The 16,269-nt window shown below is 36.2% G+C and carries 14 protein-coding genes; 1 reads left to right on the plus strand and 13 read right to left on the minus strand.

Annotated features, from left to right (window positions below):
- Window positions 1-176: 176 nt before the first annotated feature.
- Window positions 177-1,805 carry a Sau3AI family type II restriction endonuclease gene (locus AE2B122_RS09170; protein WP_175073857.1) on the plus strand — a complete coding sequence of 543 codons (1,629 nt, stop codon included), beginning with the start codon at window positions 177-179 and terminating at the stop codon, window positions 1,803-1,805.
- Between the two features lie 198 nt (window positions 1,806-2,003).
- Here the strand turns inward: AE2B122_RS09170 and AE2B122_RS09175 are convergent, their stop codons facing one another.
- The 13 genes from AE2B122_RS09175 to AE2B122_RS09235 all read right to left on the minus strand — a co-directional run bounded on the left by AE2B122_RS09175 (window position 2,004) and on the right by AE2B122_RS09235 (window position 16,235).
- On the minus strand, window positions 2,004-2,711 hold the full coding sequence (locus tag AE2B122_RS09175) for a retron system putative HNH endonuclease (protein WP_175073858.1): 708 nt from the start codon (window positions 2,709-2,711) through the stop codon (window positions 2,004-2,006).
- Window positions 2,711-4,015, minus strand: a complete 1,305-nt coding sequence (locus AE2B122_RS09180; RefSeq protein WP_175073859.1) for an AAA family ATPase — start codon at window positions 4,013-4,015, stop codon at window positions 2,711-2,713. The genes AE2B122_RS09175 and AE2B122_RS09180 overlap by 1 nt, the downstream gene beginning before the upstream one ends.
- Window positions 4,016-5,016: 1,001 nt before the next feature.
- Window positions 5,017-5,934: an HNH endonuclease gene (locus AE2B122_RS09185; protein ID WP_175073860.1), complete on the minus strand. Its 918-nt coding sequence runs from the start codon at window positions 5,932-5,934 to the stop codon at window positions 5,017-5,019.
- Window positions 5,935-6,022: 88 nt separating this feature from the next.
- Window positions 6,023-8,245: a helicase-related protein gene (locus tag AE2B122_RS09190; protein ID WP_175073861.1), complete on the minus strand. Its 2,223-nt coding sequence runs from the start codon at window positions 8,243-8,245 to the stop codon at window positions 6,023-6,025.
- Window positions 8,242-9,105, minus strand: coding sequence for a DUF1837 domain-containing protein (locus tag AE2B122_RS09195; protein ID WP_175073862.1), 864 nt, complete (start codon window positions 9,103-9,105; stop codon window positions 8,242-8,244). The genes AE2B122_RS09190 and AE2B122_RS09195 overlap by 4 nt, the downstream gene beginning before the upstream one ends.
- Before the next feature lie 238 nt (window positions 9,106-9,343).
- Entirely contained in the window at window positions 9,344-9,823 is a 480-nt protein-coding gene (gene rlmH / locus AE2B122_RS09200) for a 23S rRNA (pseudouridine(1915)-N(3))-methyltransferase RlmH (RefSeq protein ID WP_175073863.1), read from the minus strand.
- Window positions 9,824-9,957: 134 nt separating this feature from the next.
- A complete protein-coding gene (locus AE2B122_RS09205; RefSeq protein ID WP_175073864.1) occupies window positions 9,958-10,134 on the minus strand; it encodes a hypothetical protein in 177 nt (58 codons plus the stop codon).
- Window positions 10,135-10,315: 181 nt separating this feature from the next.
- Window positions 10,316-10,684, minus strand: a complete 369-nt coding sequence (locus AE2B122_RS09210) for a DUF3899 domain-containing protein (protein WP_175073865.1) — start codon at window positions 10,682-10,684, stop codon at window positions 10,316-10,318.
- 71 nt (window positions 10,685-10,755) lie between these two features.
- On the minus strand, window positions 10,756-12,357 hold the full coding sequence (locus tag AE2B122_RS09215; RefSeq protein WP_175073866.1) for a peptide ABC transporter substrate-binding protein: 1,602 nt from the start codon (window positions 12,355-12,357) through the stop codon (window positions 10,756-10,758).
- Window positions 12,358-12,378: 21 nt separating this feature from the next.
- Window positions 12,379-13,335: an ABC transporter ATP-binding protein gene (locus tag AE2B122_RS09220; RefSeq protein WP_093880840.1), complete on the minus strand. Its 957-nt coding sequence runs from the start codon at window positions 13,333-13,335 to the stop codon at window positions 12,379-12,381.
- Window positions 13,332-14,351 carry an ABC transporter ATP-binding protein gene (locus AE2B122_RS09225; RefSeq protein ID WP_175073867.1) on the minus strand — a complete coding sequence of 340 codons (1,020 nt, stop codon included), beginning with the start codon at window positions 14,349-14,351 and terminating at the stop codon, window positions 13,332-13,334. Before AE2B122_RS09225 ends, AE2B122_RS09220 begins: the two co-directional genes overlap by 4 nt.
- A gap of 11 nt (window positions 14,352-14,362) precedes the next feature.
- On the minus strand, window positions 14,363-15,307 hold the full coding sequence (locus AE2B122_RS09230) for an ABC transporter permease (RefSeq protein WP_175073868.1): 945 nt from the start codon (window positions 15,305-15,307) through the stop codon (window positions 14,363-14,365).
- A gap of 1 nt (window position 15,308) precedes the next feature.
- The gene (locus tag AE2B122_RS09235; protein WP_254593469.1) at window positions 15,309-16,235 is read right to left on the minus strand and encodes an ABC transporter permease; all 927 of its coding nucleotides are present in this window, start codon (window positions 16,233-16,235) and stop codon (window positions 15,309-15,311) included.
- Window positions 16,236-16,269: the final 34 nt, after the last annotated feature.

The raw sequence follows: 16,269 nt of genomic DNA on the forward strand, positions 1-16,269 counted from the left end.
GAACATCCTTTCGGTTTTTTTCCATGTTTTTATTATAATAAAAGATTTATAAAAGATCAACCTTTTTGTCTTACTTTATAGATGGTAAATTATAATCGTAATTACCATCCAATTCTTAAGATTATTGATATACTATAATTGACAATTTTTTCGATATATTGGAGGAGTAGATTGATTTGAGTAGTGTTTATAATACTAAGGAGAAAGTACATAAAAGAGCATTAGAAGCAAAAGGAAAAACACTTGGAGAAATCGATTTAAATAGCTCTATGAATGTAAAAAATAAATCTTATCCGGGAAATGTAATAGAACAAGTCTGGTTTGATCATCCTGCAGACAATTATGCCGAACCAGATTTTCCAGAAGCTGGTGTGGAATTAAAAGTGACCCCTATAGATATGCAAACGAAAAAGAATAAGGTCACAAGAATAATTGCTGGTGAGAGACTAGTATTGAATATGATTAATTACCAAAACGAGTATGGTAAGTCATTTGAACAAAGCTCATTTTGGCATAAGAATAAATTAATTGAATTAATTCAGTATTATAGACGGGATGTATCAGATAAGAAAAAGATATCTAGCGGAGAAATGATTGAAGATAAGACGAAATTTGAAGTAAAATATGCTAATCTTCTTTCGATGACACAATTAAAAGATTTCAATTTACCTAAAGATACTGTAATAGAAATATCTAATAAAGACTTAGAGATTATTAAACAAGATTGGGAGAAAATATCCGGATATATAAATACTGACAAAGCTGAACTACTATCCGAAGGGATGACAAATTATTTAGGGGCATGCACGAAATCTAACACTAGCAATGCTTTCACAAGGCAAAAGAATACGGGTATTCCCGCAAAACCTAGAGCGTACTCATTTAAACCAAAATTCATTAATGAACTAATAAATAATCATATTATTGGACAAAACCATACCGAAGCAATTAACAGTATTGTGAAAGACGTAAGTGAGTTGAAACAGAAAACTCTTGAGGAAATTATTATCTCCCGATTCATTCCCTATTATGGCATGAAACAAAGTGATTTGATTAAGAAACTAAATATCATAGTAGATGAAAAGAACTCAGTAAAAAATATTAACAACGTAATAATCCGTGGGATTCTCAAATTACCAACAACTACAGATGAAGTCACATCAGAAGAGATTGAAAAAGCAGAAATCTGTTTGAAAACGGTCACTTTAAGGGACTCAAAATCAAAAGAACATTTTAAATTTTTGGGAATCCCTTCATTTACTGAACTAGTTCAAGAATCTTGGGAGGAATCAAGAGTTTACGACTTTTTAGAAAAGACAAAATTTCTATTACTAGTTTTTAATGACTTTAACAAAAAGAAAAAGAATAGTGATTCTTATGAAACAGATTCCGAGAAAATTGTCTTTTTAGGAGCTAAATTTTGGAGTATGACAACTCCTGATATAGATGGACCAGTAGAAAGGGTATGGAAAACAGAGGTAGAAAAATTAAAAAATGGTGTGGAACTAACTTTCACCAAAAATAGAATCAAAAACAATTTTATCAAACCATCTCTTGAAGATATTTTACATCTTCGCCCAGACGCCCAAGTTTCTCAATACAGATCAAAATACTATAAAGATGTTGTAGAAAAAGGCGTTCCTAAAAAGAAATTGATGAATAATTCCAGAATATTACCTCACCCAGCCAATTGGAAGTGTCGTCCAGAGAACGAAGAAGAAAATTTCACGGATGATTATATGACAAAGCAAGCTTGGTGGTTGAGTAAAGATTATATTTATGAACAAATTAAAGAGTTATTGTAGAACAGTGCTTTAATTAAGAAAAGCTTACCATTTTCGGTAAGCTTTTTTTTAATTAATCAATTTACTTCCATGCTAATAAATAATTCAAGACTATTTTATAGAAAATATCAATGCACTTAGACTAGTACCTAGTCATACGGCAAGGTATACTTATTCCATCAACATTTCAGTCCATGAATTTCTTTATGGGCAAGTAGATTATAACCTACCAGTCCGCCTAAAAATCAGATTATAATCACAATCATAGCAGTCGTTAGCTGTTCCTACAAAAGCTTTCACGAATTTATTTAACATATCGTTATCATTTACAAAAACACTCATCCAAATTGAAAAATAACCTCTTCCTAAAGCGGTATCTACTATCTGTTCTCTAAAATCATTTGTATCATTTCTTCTTAATCTTTCTAATGCACGTATAGCAACTTCCCAAACCGTCCTTCTCTCTCTCCACCTTTGATCCTTCGTGTCTCCACTCATCACTGGATCATATGAAGGTTCTTTGTCTAATCCTAATAATTTAATAGTCTTTAATGCTCTATATCTATTAACTTGAGAAATGCTTGGATTAATATTTACTCTCCCTGATGATGAATAATTAAATGCTAACGCAGAATTATCTAAATCTGGCCAAATATACGCTGCTAAGATAACTTTAGTTTTCCCTTTAGTTGAATTGCAATTTGTACAAGCAAGCAATAAATTCGACCATTCCTTTTCAAGAGACTTATTACTGTCCTTTGGTTTTATATGCTCAACTGCTACATTATGAGAGATAGGTCTTTCACAATAACTACAATAAGAACCTAATCTTTTAATTAGAAACTCCCTAAATTCTTGGTATGTTTTAGGCTTAAACACGTTATCATCATAATTTTTAGGGACATCTCCCCTATCAACCGGCCTCATTAATCCATCCCTGCAGACTTTCTTTCCATTTTTAAAAATGCATAATAAGCAACATCCGAACTATATAATGCCTCTATATCATCTAACTCTTCCTTGATACTCTTTAACTCAGGGTCCGTTTCTACAACTCCCTGATTTAATAAAGTGTAATATCTTTGGGCTGCTTTATACATTTCATTTAGTTTGTCACTTCTTTGAACACCTTTTAAATCCATTACTTTTTCAGAAATATCCTCAATACTCTTACTTACAAACTCTTCGCTTGATACAAATTCATCATTATCGATTTTATTAAGTTTTCTTAATTCTCCTGGTTCCAGGGATTGAACTATAAAAGGAGAATGTGTCGTAACAATAAATTGTACCTTGGGAAAGGCTTTCTTTAAATCATTCACGATTTTTCTTTGCCATTTAGGATGTAAATGCAAATCAATTTCATCTATCAAAACTACTCCTGGTGTTGATTTACATACACTCTCTCCTAAAAATGGATTTAGAATAGCCATACGACTAGCTAAATCTGCTACTAAACCTATAACACTACGATATCCATCACTTAATAATTCAAAAGGTATAGGCTCAGTTTCGTTATTCTTAAAAACCATTAGTTTTCGATGTTTGACATCATATCTTACAAATTTACAATCGTCCACGCATCCGGCAATTGCGCTATTTACTGCGCTGAGAATATCTATTGGCTCTTGTTCTTGTAATTCTATATACCTCATTTCTTCAATCCATTTGAAAATTTTCTTTATATCAGATACTGGTTCTAATGTATTTTCATAACCTTCTAATCTATCATATCTTAATCTTGCAGGTCCGACGCTCTTCCTATCATTTCTTTGTACCCATAGTCTTTGTGTAGAATAGTATGAAATAATAGGTAATATTGTATCGACTCCTAATCTTACGTCTGTTTGATATTGATTAGAAAAGTTCATGATACTTTTTGCATTTTTACTAGTCGTTGTCCCTCCTTTATCATTGATTTCTCTAGACCACAAAACATTTTGACCTTCAATACTACCTTTTGCCTTCACTTTTACTGGGTATTGTTCTTGTATATCCAATCTCTTATTAAACATATAATGTTTCGTGTGTATTTCGTCTTTCCTAAAATATCTAGACTTAACACCTTTAAATCCACTATAGTATGCACCTAAAGCTATTGTTAGACCATCTAAGATTGCAGTTTTGCCTGTACCGTTATCTCCTACTAGTACCGTGAAATCTTCGTTAAATTCAATGTGCCTGTGTTCAAAACCATGAAAATTTTCCAATTCTAATTCTTTAATTTTCATGCGTAATCCTCCAAAATCTATTTTAATTTTAATTATATACTAATCCTTTGTTTTTAAACATTCTCTAAGTAATTGTATACGTACTATAGCCTTCAAGTTATTAATAATTCCTTGTATTCTTCTATCTTCAGGATTGTATTATCTTTTCCCTTCTCCCTACCCTATGCAATCAAAATAAATTTTCCTTTTATTAACTTAATAAATAAAAAGGATATTTTATCATGATTTGAGGCAGCCGAACACGCTAACGCTATCATCAAACTCTTCTACATATACATACAAACCTTATTTACTTAATTGTATTATTCACCGTAGTTATTTAAGAGGCAAAAAAAATGAGAAGCTTCGAAATATATATGAAAAAGATAGTTATCTATCAATACAGATTTTATATGAAATATGGTTCGTGAAATTTTCCTTATATACATCTTTAAATATACCCGAGAGGAATGGGGCATTCCCCGTATCAATGCATATGTAAAACTCAAATAAATTCAGAAGAACAAAAGCATTTCTTAAAGAATAAGACTTCTTACTTCCTATTAAAAACTATCTACATTATTCTAAAAGACTTATAGGAATAGATTACCTATTATTGTAAGAGCAATAATAATTATTACAGCACATCTTACTGCTATTTGAAAATATTCTACTAACTTATTCCATAGACCATTCTTTTCCCTATATACCACTTCAGTTCGGTCATAACCTTGGTTTTCACCTTGTAACCAGTGATAATTACGTGATACTGAATATGCTGCTGCAGGATTTACCTCAAAATAAGATTCACTTAATCCCAAAACACTTGGCGACAACCGATTTTTTATTATTAATTCAATCTTTTCATTTTAATCTCTATTATATGCTGCTTCTTCCCTATATCCCTCGGCAATACAATAATCAAGTGCCTATCCTCTAGCACCTCGTTCTATATCACAGTTTAAGTATTCTCTCTGAAAAATACCACAAAAAAATGGTCAGCTTCATCAGGCTGACCATTTTTAATTACTAATCCTTATTATTTCCTCGATAAGCGTACTTTCTCTTATTTCTTTTTTTACTATATCATTAGTTAAGAAACGATCTTCTATGCTTTCAAAAAGATTTACATTTTCTGTTACAGCTAATCCACCCCAAAAAATATTAAATATATTTACGTAACAGAGAACTTTATTTCCATCTTTCTTTAAAATAGCTGTATGAGAATCAGAGTTAGCTAAAAAAGCAAATCCAGTATCTTTGCTCTTTACCATACCTACTTTTCCAATTAATCCTTCTACTTCTGAATCATTGGATAGAATATAATTACGTATTCTTAATCCCATAGGATCATCCAAGAACTTTTCTCCAAGCCAGTAAATAGTCATTTCATAAATGATTTTTATAATTGCTTTTTTATAACTATTCATATCGAAAGTCATTTCTACATCCATTATAGGATTTTCATCTTTAATGTATTTTGCACTTGATAATATTTCATCTTTTGTTTTTTTCTCTTGACCATTCCTGGTTAGAATCTTGTTTATAGTGTTAACAAGTTCGTCCGGTTTACTGGCATCAAATACTATTTCATATTTATGTTCTTCCTTGTTTACCCTAGGGACAACATAAAGAGAATTTGGCTTACCATCATCACTAATTTTATAATGTAGGGTTGTTTCAGGGTCATCTCTATATCTACCGACTCCTATAGGGTTAGGTAACCTTCCCTTTTTTCCCTTTAATCCTTTGGTCTGTCTAGCAAGCTGCATCAGGCCATGGTTTACAAGATGTGTATCTACTTTTTCACCAAGTCTATTGTTGCATCCTTTACAAACATTATCTATTATTAGATTTCCACCTAAAGAATCTGGAAATATGTGTTCCTCTGATGTTTCCTTCATCTCATGACAAAAAATACACTTTTTAATCTGTTTCACAGAATCACTCCCTCCATTTATTATTGGCCTTATCCTTTGAAATAAAATCAATAAATCAGCATATTACTATCACAATTATATTTTTACCTTAAACGTACTTACTTAAAATGATTTTTTCATAATCAGATAAATTTCCAGTTAAATCGGGGTTTAATGCTAACTTTGCTTTTATTTTATCAATATTATCGCAATCCTGAAGTACGCTGGATATCTTGTTTATAATCCCAATCGGAACCCCTGCTTCTTTTAATGCAATCTCATGCTTTTCTGTTGAACCGAACTCTAGTTTAGTAATCAAAGCTTTCAAACTAATTGCATCTCTCTTGTTATTTTTTTCGAAGTAAACATAGTTAAATAAAACTTCGAAGGCTGAGAGATACTTAGGCAAAGCAAATTCAAAATACCTACTAATAAGAGAAAATGCTAATCTTACTCTTGTATCAGTCTTTTCTCCATTTTGAGTTTTTATTAACTCTTTTATAGATGGGTTGCTGTAAACATAAAAATTTGTTAATCTCTTTAAATTTCCTATGGAGAAACTTTTATTGTTTTTATCCGCTTCGTTAAACAAATGTGCGTAGCATAAATCCATTATAATTTTTAACTGTTCTTTTCTTGGATAATGTGATGAAAACAACAATGAACTTAAATATCTAGTATTATTTCGTAAAAAGTTGATTAAAGAGTACTGATTATGTATTGGTATAAATTTATTCTTTTGAATTAGTTCTAATGGAATTTTCCAGCTCTCTAAATTCTTTTCAGTCTCATTTCTTTTATCCAAATTTTTATTGCTTAAATCGTTCTTATCAACTTGAATAATTTCTTCAACTGTTAAATTTTCATTATCATAATAACTAAATTCAATTGTTTCTTTTTCTTCTTCTTTGGATATTGGTTCTAATGCAATAACCCTACCAATAAAGTGTGAGAGAAATCTACCGGCTCTACCTTTAATATTCTTCACGTCAAATCCTGACAATGCGTTAATCCCTTTACTATTGTCATATATTACAACGTTTTTAGCTGAGGTATTAACCCCTTCAGTAAGGGTAGAGGTACATACAAGTATGTCAATATTTCCATTATTAAATTCGTCTACTATTTCGGTCTGTATATATTTTGGGATTGCACCATGATGAAATGCAATTCCTTTACTAAGACAATGTGCCAATGACCAATCTTCATCTATAGTCGTTCTTATATAGTCAATAAGATCACTTTTAATATTTACTCCGTCGCGTTTACCTGCTAGTTTTCTAGCTCTAGTTTCAACTGTATCTTTTCTCCCTAAATATACAAGAGTTTGCCCATTAATATTATTTGTAATATTTATTAAGTTTCTATCATTATCTTTTAATTTTTTGAATTTATTATTGGAGATTACATATTCACTGTTGTGGGCTATTTTAGAAATATCAATTGTATCTTTTTGAACAATTTCTGCAGAATATCTATTAAATTTAGCATCTGTTCTATCTAAAAATTCTTTACTGAATTTCTGGAAGTATGGACCAATTAAATAAAAATCGTTTGCCATTTTAGATAGGCGATATAAACAGTGAGTAAAAACATGCTTTCTTTCCTCATCATCTTGAATCTTATAAATTTCATCCATTGTAAAAAAGTCAATTTTAAGATTTGTATTTTGATCTAAAAGGAGATCCATCTTTTCAGGAGTTAGAATGAAAATGTTTCCATTATCATCAAATTCTTGTGTTAGTGTATTTATTAACCGATACCTATTTCGAATTAATGGGTTCTTTCTGAAGTTTAAGTACGTTTCATTTAATAAAGCTATTGTAGGCAAGATAATCGCAATATTATTATAGGAATTATGATTTATTATTTCGGAAACTATTCTTGATTTCCCAAAAGATGTAGGAGCACTTACTACTAATCTTTTGAATTTCTGAAAATCTTCAAAAAGTTGTTTTTGATCACGTGTTAAAATCGTACCTGTATTTAGTGTATAAAAAGATTCACTAAAGTTCTCCATAATGCCATGTCCAATATTATCTGTGTAACTGGTATCTATCTTTTTATACATATCATGGTACAAAAAGACTCTCGATTCATTAATACAATCAAACAATAATTGTTGTATAAAAGCATCTTGTGGTTTAGCTTCAGCTACGTGGCATATTATCGATAAGCCTAAATTATATGCTTCATCTTTATCCGAGGAAAGAAGGTAAAAAGCTGTTTCGAGTAAATATTTATACTCGTTCTTAGTAATTGTATTGTTTGCTTTTAAGTTATGGAGTAAGTCTTTACAAGCTTTTAACCTTTCTTCATTAATGAAATTCATCGCATTGCAGCCTCCAATACATCAATTTCAGATTTTATGTTGCTAACGGATTCAAATGGTAAAATTATAAACATAACTTCAATATTAGGTTTCAAAGATAGAGTATGCGTATCAATGTTTTGATACTTGCTAATAAATTCTTTCCCCATGTCCTCAATAAACTTTGCATCTTCTATATCTTTATGTTTAGGAATTAAATTAGAGTCGTATGTTACTAAAACAGGAATTCTAATCTTAATTTTATCTAAGGTAACCCCCCCATTTAATACATTGTTAATCTTGTCATAACCTTTAAAATCATCATTAATTTCAATATTAGAGGCCAATATACTGATTTCATCCTTCAGAAAATCAATATTACAATGATCATTTACTGATTTTATTGCGTCTGCTATTGCACCACTAAATTGCTTGTGGAATTTTGCCTCACCTAACCACAATATCACCTCATCATTTTCAATTGAGAAATGGGCACAATCAAAACCTTTAATTTGGTCCTTCATGGAGCTTCTTAATCTCACTTTTGTAACAAACTTCTCTGATGGAAAGAAAATACTAAGTATTATAAACAGGAGTAGTTCCCCATAATCTCCTTTAGAATTTTTATGGGCTTTCGAAATCCGATCCCAAGCTTTTCTTTGCATTTCTCCAAAGTCATCATCTTCTTTATATTTTCTTATCTCTTGCTTCGTTAAAGCAAAATGTACTACAGTGTCTCTAATTATTCGGACTAATTCAGACTGCCTGTACTTTCCCTCCTCATAATTTAATGTCATTCCTGTTTTTTCTGTTTTTAAATGTTTATGATCGACTTGGAATTTATAAATTAAATTCTTAGCTCTCATGGTTAATTGCTTCATACTTTAACCCCCATTATTGTAGTAAGTACTCTTGATAGAAATTATATTAACCTTTCGACATTATTTGTTATTTTCCTCTATTTTTTACCAACAGAGGCGGTGAGAAGTTAAAACTGATATAAAAAAAGTAATTATAGAATTATCTACTATAATTACTTTTAAAAGAGTATAACTAATGTTTATTATCTAACCATAGTCTCTTGGTAATAAGACTAGCTTTAATGAAACGAGTTTACCGTTATTTATGGTACGGTTCCCCCTTAATAATCCGAAAAGCCCGATAAACCTGCTCCACCAACACTAGCTTCATCAACTGATGCGGAAATGTCATCTTCGAAAACGACAGCGCATAATCGCTCCGCTGCATAACTTCTTCACTTAATCCCAGAGATCCGCCAATCACAAATGCAACCTTACTCTTTCCATATGTAGCCAAGCTGTCAATTTTCGACGCGAGTTGTTCGGATGTGATCATTTGGCCTTTTATTTCCAGGGAAATGACGTAGTCGTCGGGGCCGATTTTCGACAGGATGCGGTCGCCTTCTTTTTGTTTGACGATTTGCATGTCAGCTTCACTCAGGTTCTCGGGCGCTTTTTCGTCTGGTACTTCGACTAACTCGACTTTGGCATAGGCGCCGAGGCGTTTTGTGTATTCTTCGATGCCTTGCTTGAGGTATTTTTCCTTTAATTTGCCGACGCTGATGATGGTGATTTTCATTTGTTTGCCTTCTTTCCGTCCAATTTGTCTCTATCTGTCATTATATAGCTGATTGGCGGAGTTTACACAGTGTTTTATGAAGAATGATGGAGTAGATTTCGAGTTTTTTGAGGAATGGTCTTCCCATTTCAAAATTATTTCTTCCGATATTTATTCACTTCTCTGCCATATACGACCATGCCTATGACAAATAAGATAGTTGAAAGCCAGTTCACAATGCCGCTCCATTCTCCATCCAAGAGCGTTACGTTGATAAGATTGCTTATATGCATAACAGCTATGATAACAATCAGAGTCGTGAGCGTTCTCATACGGGAACACCTCCTGTATATCACACTTAAAATCATTTAGAGTTTTCATCTTTAAAATAGAGTCTCTTTTTAGTTACGTATCCTCTGCGCTTAAATTCCATTAAAAACTGCCCCTCCTGCTCGCACAGAAGAAGCTGTTCTCATAAGCTCTGTTAATATCTCTTTTAAGACTCTCCTCATCTTAAAGCATAAATATAATAATCACAGAAGTAAATATAGAGCTAGTCCCTACTATAAAGGTGCTTTGCGTAATACGAGCAGCTAAATTAGCTTTGAAAGCCTTCATGTTAGGATCATTCTTCATTTGACTGTCTGCCTGTTCTGCAGAACGTGATTTGCGAACCATTCGTTCTCCAATTATTTGGAAGCCTTGAATCAATGGGGTTAGGAATCCTGTATGCAGTATGAGTGCTATTGCGGCAATTATGATTAGGATGAGGCCGATTAAGAATGCGATATTAGATACATCTGCTAGTGAAAATGGGGCAGCAACTGTTGCGATGTACCAGCCGAGGATAGTTATGAAGAATAAAGAGACTTTCCACTTCATTTTATATGCTCCTTTCCCATGTAACGGAAAGCGAGATCTGTCAGAGATCCGCTTTCCATCATTTCAGTATGTTACTCCGATACTTTTTCAGCCCATTTCAGGTAAGGGTAACGGTTTACCGGATAGACAATGTTTTCGAAGTTCTGTGAAGTCAGGTAGTTGTTTGTATAATGGTAGATTGGGTTGAATGGCAGATCTTCCATTAATACTGCTTCTGCTTGGTGCAATAGTTCATAACGTGCTTCTGGGTCTTGTTCTACTTTAGCATCGGCCATAAGCTGGTCGTACTCTTCATTTACCCAGTTTGTGCGGTTGTTCGGGCTGTCACCTAGGTAGTAATCGAGGATGACCACTGGATCTACTAGTACGCCAATCCAGCCCATACGAGCCATTTGGAAGTTTCCTTGCTGTGTTGTATCCAAGTATGTTTTCCACTCTTGGTTTTCAAGCTTCACATCAACGCCAAGATTGTCTTTGTACATGGCTTGTACTGCTTCAGCGATTTTCTTGTTGTTTTCAGCTGTGTTATAAGAGATCGATACTTCCGGTAGCTCTGTCCAGCCTTCTTCTTCCACCCCTTCTTCTAGAAGTCGTTTCGCTTCTGCTGCATCTTCTTCAAAGTATTCGCCGCCAGTTTCACGGAAATCACCTTCTGGCGTTTCAACACCTGGTGGTACAAATGCGTATGCTGGTGTTTCACCTGATTTGGTTACGTTTTGTGTTAGCGTTTCGCGATCAACTGCAAGCGTGAATGCTCTTCTGATTTTCTCGTTCGTAAATGGTTCCTTTTCTACGTTAAACATGTACATGTACGTACCGAAGTATGGTACTTCGCTATATTCTTCGGATTCTTTCTCTTGATCAAGAACATCTGAAGGCAATGTTTGAATCAAGTCTAGCTCATTTGTTTTGAACATTTGATAGTAAGTTGTTGCGTCGTTGACGATTTTGTATGTTACTTTATCTAGTTTTACAACACTATTATCCCAATAGTTTTCATTCTTTTCGATGACCACTTCACTGTCATGCGCCCATTTTGTCAGCTTGAATGGTCCGTTACTTACATACGTATCTGCTTCTGCAGACCATGCACTATTTTCTTCTACAAGCTCTTGTTTTACAGGATAGAATGTCCACATTGTTAATAGTTCGTCAAAGTAACCAAGCGGTGCGCCTAGTTCTACTACAAGTGTCTTATCGTCCTGTGCTGTGATACCAACGTCTTCAACCGCGCCATCGCCTTTGTTGTACGCTTCTGCACCTTTGATATAGTACATGTAGAAGGCGAAGGAGCTACCTGTGTCTGGATTTAGAACTCGTTTCCAGCCGTACTCGAAGTCTTGTGCTGTTACATTACTTCCATCGGACCATTTTGCGTCGTCACGAAGAGTGAACGTGTACGTTTTTCCGTCTTCTGAGACATCTACATTTTCAGCTGCCCCTAGAACTGGATTTCCACTTTCATCTTTCGTATAAAGACCTTCAAATACGTGATCCAATACCCAGCCTGATGTCGTATCTGTTGCAAGTGCCGGATCCAAATCTGGCGGCTCACTCATTGCATTCACTGTGATTTCCTGCGGAATGTCTGCTGCGCTTCCTCCTGAGCTGCCATTGCTGCAGCCTGCAGCAACGATTACAAGTATCAGCATTCCTACTAGCCATTTCTTCATAACATCTTCCCCCTTCAAATTTTAATTATTGTAAAGATGACACGCAGTCCAGTGTTTCTCTTTCACTTCTCGCCACTCTGGCACTTCCTTGGCACACACATCCATTGCAAATGGACATCGTGTCCGGAAACGACAGCCGCTTGGCGGATCTACTGGACTTGGCGGATCTCCCTCTAACACAATTCTTTCACGTCTTTCAGCTTCGGGATTTGCAATAGGAATAGCAGATAATAGCGCTTTTGTATAAGGATGAAGCGGCTCATGAAACAGCTCATCGCTGTCAGAGAGCTCCATCATCTTCCCTAAGTACATGACACCAATACGGTCACTAATATGCTTGACCATGCCTAAATCATGGGCAATGAATAAGTATGTTAAATCCTCTTGTTCTTTTAAATCTTCCAGTAGATTGATAACCTGTGCTTGAATCGATACATCGAGTGCTGATATAGGTTCATCTGCTACGATGAATTTCGGTTCAACAGCAAGCGCTCTTGCAATCCCAATTCGCTGCCGCTGCCCGCCACTGAATTCATGGGGATAGCGTTTGGCATGCTCTGGCTGCAAACCTACTCTTTCTAATAGCTCATACACCCGATCCTGTCGGTTTTTGCCTGTCGCTAGTTTATGGGCATCAATCCCTTCCGCAATAATGTCGCCAACGCGCATCCGTGGATTCAACGAGGCGTGCGGGTCTTGGAAGATCACTTGAATTTCCCGGTTTATCTGTCTCTTTTGTTTCTTATTTAATTGACTCAAATCCAGGTCATTGTAGACGATCTTGCCTGACGTCGGGTCTTCTAAGCCGACTATCGTTTTACCAAGTGTCGATTTACCGCTGCCGCTTTCTCCTACCAGGCCGAATGTTTCGCCACGTTTTATTTCGATAGAGATATCATCGACAGATTTAACCGTTTTTTCTTTGCCGATCGGATAATATTTCTTCATTTGTTCAATCTGGATGATCGTTTCCGTCATGACAACTGCCTCCCTGCTGCAACTAATTCTTTGAGGGCTGGTGATCTGGAATCGTTCAGCCAGCATTTCGCTTCATGTCCATTATCGATCGAAAAAGCAGGAGGCATTTCTTCGACACACACGTCCATGGCATATTTACACCGTGGTGCAAACGGACAGCCCTTTGGAGGAGAAAATAAATCCGGCGGTGCCCCTTCTATTGGCACCAATCGCTTTTTATCTGCGGCATCGATATCTGGAATCGACTCTAGCAGACCCCATGTGTATGGGTGCTTTGGATTATTGAATAATTCATTTACCGGAGCTGTTTCGACAATCATGCCGCCGTACATGACAGCAACCCGCTCCGCTGTCTCGGCAACAACGCCAAGGTCATGGGTAATCAATATAATAGACGTGTCCATGTCATCTTTTAGATTTTTCATTAAATCCAATACTTGTGCTTGAATGGTTACATCCAATGCAGTCGTCGGTTCATCAGCAAGAAGTACCTTTGGATGACAAGCCAGCGCAATCGCAATCATGATCCGCTGGCGCATCCCGCCGCTGAATTCATGCGGATACTGTTCATATCGTTCGGCAGGGTTTGAAATACCCACACGCCGGATCATGTCAATTGCGCGTTCTTTCGCTTCCTGCCCCTTGATGTTTTGATGGGTTGTAATACTTTCTGCGATTTGTTTGCCGACCTTCATCGTAGGGTTCAAAGAAGTCATCGGATCCTGAAAGACCATGCTGATCTTTGAGCCTTTCACCTTTTGCATATCCCGTTTGGATAGCTTTAAGAGATCCTGTCCTTCTAAAAGCACTTCGCCGTTCTTTATTTTGCCTGGCGGAGTTGGGATCAGGCCCATGATGGATTGCACAGTCACACTTTTCCCGCTGCCGCTTTCACCGACTATCGCTAGGATTTCTCCTTTATCCACATGAAAGGAAACATCCCGGACGGCTTGTACTTCCCCTCCATATGTCTTAAAACTCACTTCCAGATTGTTCACTTCCAGTAAGCGTTCCAATATCCCACCTCCTATTTAGTTGCTTTTGGATCAAGTGCATCCTGCAGGCCGTCCCCGAATGCGTTAAACGCAAACATGGTAAGGGCAATCATGAATCCAGGGAAGAAGAGTCGCCACCACTGCCCGCTGAGAATAACGCCTAAGGAATCGTTCGCCATCGTTCCCCAGCTGGCGAATGGAGCCTGAACTCCTAATCCGAGAAAGCTTAAGAATGATTCCGCGAAAATTGCGGAAGGTATCGTAAAGGTTAGATTCACGATGATGATACCTGCTGTATTCGGAATCAAATGCCGCCAAATGATTTTGGGGTGGGAGGTCCCCATCTTCTGGGCAGCTAACACATATTCCTGTGACTTCAGCTGGAGTATCTGACCGCGTATAATCCTGGCCATCCCTACCCAGCCAGTAACAGATAACGCAATAATGATAGATGTAATACCTGGCTCCATGATCACCATCAGTAAGATGACAATTAGTAGGTAAGGAATACCATACAGAATTTCAACGATCCGCATTAAAATACTATCAACTCGGTCCCCGAACTTACTTCGGCCGGCCATATAACCAGAGATACCTCCGATTGTTACGCCGAGAATGATATCAATAGCTGCAGCAATGAGCCCGATCGTTAACGATACGCGAGCTCCGTACCAAGTTCTTGACCATACATCTCGTCCCAAGTCATCGGATCCAAACCAATGCTCACTGTTTGGAGCAACATTGGTATTCACCAAATCCTGTTTCGCCGGATCGAATGGAACCATATGCGGACCAGCTATTGCAAAAAATCCAATGACGAGAAGCAAGGTAAACCCAAGCACTGCCATCTTGTTTTTTAATACATTAAGAATCGTTTCCTTCCACACACTCATGCTCGGGCGCTGGATAGGGTCATGTCCTCGTTTTTCTGGTGATAAGGGGCGAAAAAGGGAATCATCCACACGTTTAGCTTCCATCTTACTCCCCTCCACTCGTTAGTTTTATTCTAGGGTCAATATAGCGGTACGATATATCAATGATGAATAACGTTAACACCAGCAATACACTGAAGAAGATTGTTGTTCCCATGATTACTGGATAGTCCCGGTTGAAAATACTATCTACGAAATAGCGTCCGATACCTGGAATTGCGAATATTTTCTCAATAACGAATGTTCCGGTAATTAAAGACACAAATAATGGACCAATAAATGAAATAACCGGTAAGATAGCATTTCGGATGCCGTGCCTGATGACTAGCTTTGTTTTGGACAGACCTTTGGCGTCTGCTGTCTTGATATAATTCTGATTCGTTACTTCGAGCATACTGGAACGCATAAATCGTGCGATAACAGCAAGCGGTGTTGCCGCTAATGCTAAGGTTGGTAAGATGGAATGCTGCCATGTCCCCCATGACGCAACAGGTAACATCCCCCACTCTACGGCAAAGTACTTGATGAGCAGCGGTGCCAGAATAAAGCTCGGAACAGATATACCGATTATCGCAATAAACATGGACGCATAATCGAGTAGTTTGTTATGATTCAAAGCCGCTACAATCCCTAGCAGCAACCCTAGAGCTAAGGCAATGATCAATGCCTGCAAGCCTAGTAAAGCGGATGCTGGAGCACCATCTGCAATGATAGAATTTACTGATCTTGTTTCGGATTGAATGGAGAACCCTAAATCAAATGTCACTAAATCCCTCATATACAGCACATATTGCACTGCTATTGGCTCGTCCAAGTTGTACTTAGCTCTGATGTTTTGTAATACTTCTTCCGGAAGCACATCTGCATCTGAAGCGAATGGATCACCAGGTATAAATTTCATGATCAAAAATGTCAAACTCGCAATGACCCATATTGTAAGCAGCATGATAAGTATTCGTTTTACAATATACACGGATTCACCTCCACTATTTTTCTAGCTGTTACAC

This window comes from Terribacillus sp. AE2B 122, from assembly GCF_902497585.1.
Classification (GTDB): domain Bacteria; phylum Bacillota; class Bacilli; order Bacillales; family Amphibacillaceae; genus Terribacillus; species Terribacillus saccharophilus_A.

Bases quoted from the DNA above. Each gene is read 5' to 3' on its own strand.
- AE2B122_RS09175 (WP_175073858.1), bottom strand. From the start codon at position 2,711: ATGAGGCCGGTTGATAGGGGAGATGTCCCTAAAAATTATGATGATAAC.
- AE2B122_RS09180 (WP_175073859.1), bottom strand. From the start codon at position 4,015: ATGAAAATTAAAGAATTAGAATTGGAAAATTTTCATGGTTTTGAACAC.
- AE2B122_RS09190 (WP_175073861.1), bottom strand. From the start codon at position 8,245: ATGAATTTCATTAATGAAGAAAGGTTAAAAGCTTGTAAAGACTTACTC.
- AE2B122_RS09195 (WP_175073862.1), bottom strand. From the start codon at position 9,105: ATGAAGCAATTAACCATGAGAGCTAAGAATTTAATTTATAAATTCCAA.
- rlmH (WP_175073863.1), bottom strand. From the start codon at position 9,823: ATGAAAATCACCATCATCAGCGTCGGCAAATTAAAGGAAAAATACCTC.
- AE2B122_RS09205 (WP_175073864.1), bottom strand. From the start codon at position 10,134: ATGAGAACGCTCACGACTCTGATTGTTATCATAGCTGTTATGCATATA.
- AE2B122_RS09210 (WP_175073865.1), bottom strand. From the start codon at position 10,684: ATGAAGTGGAAAGTCTCTTTATTCTTCATAACTATCCTCGGCTGGTAC.
- AE2B122_RS09215 (WP_175073866.1), bottom strand. From the start codon at position 12,357: ATGAAGAAATGGCTAGTAGGAATGCTGATACTTGTAATCGTTGCTGCA.
- AE2B122_RS09220 (WP_093880840.1), bottom strand. From the start codon at position 13,335: ATGACGGAAACGATCATCCAGATTGAACAAATGAAGAAATATTATCCG.
- AE2B122_RS09230 (WP_175073868.1), bottom strand. From the start codon at position 15,307: ATGGAAGCTAAACGTGTGGATGATTCCCTTTTTCGCCCCTTATCACCA.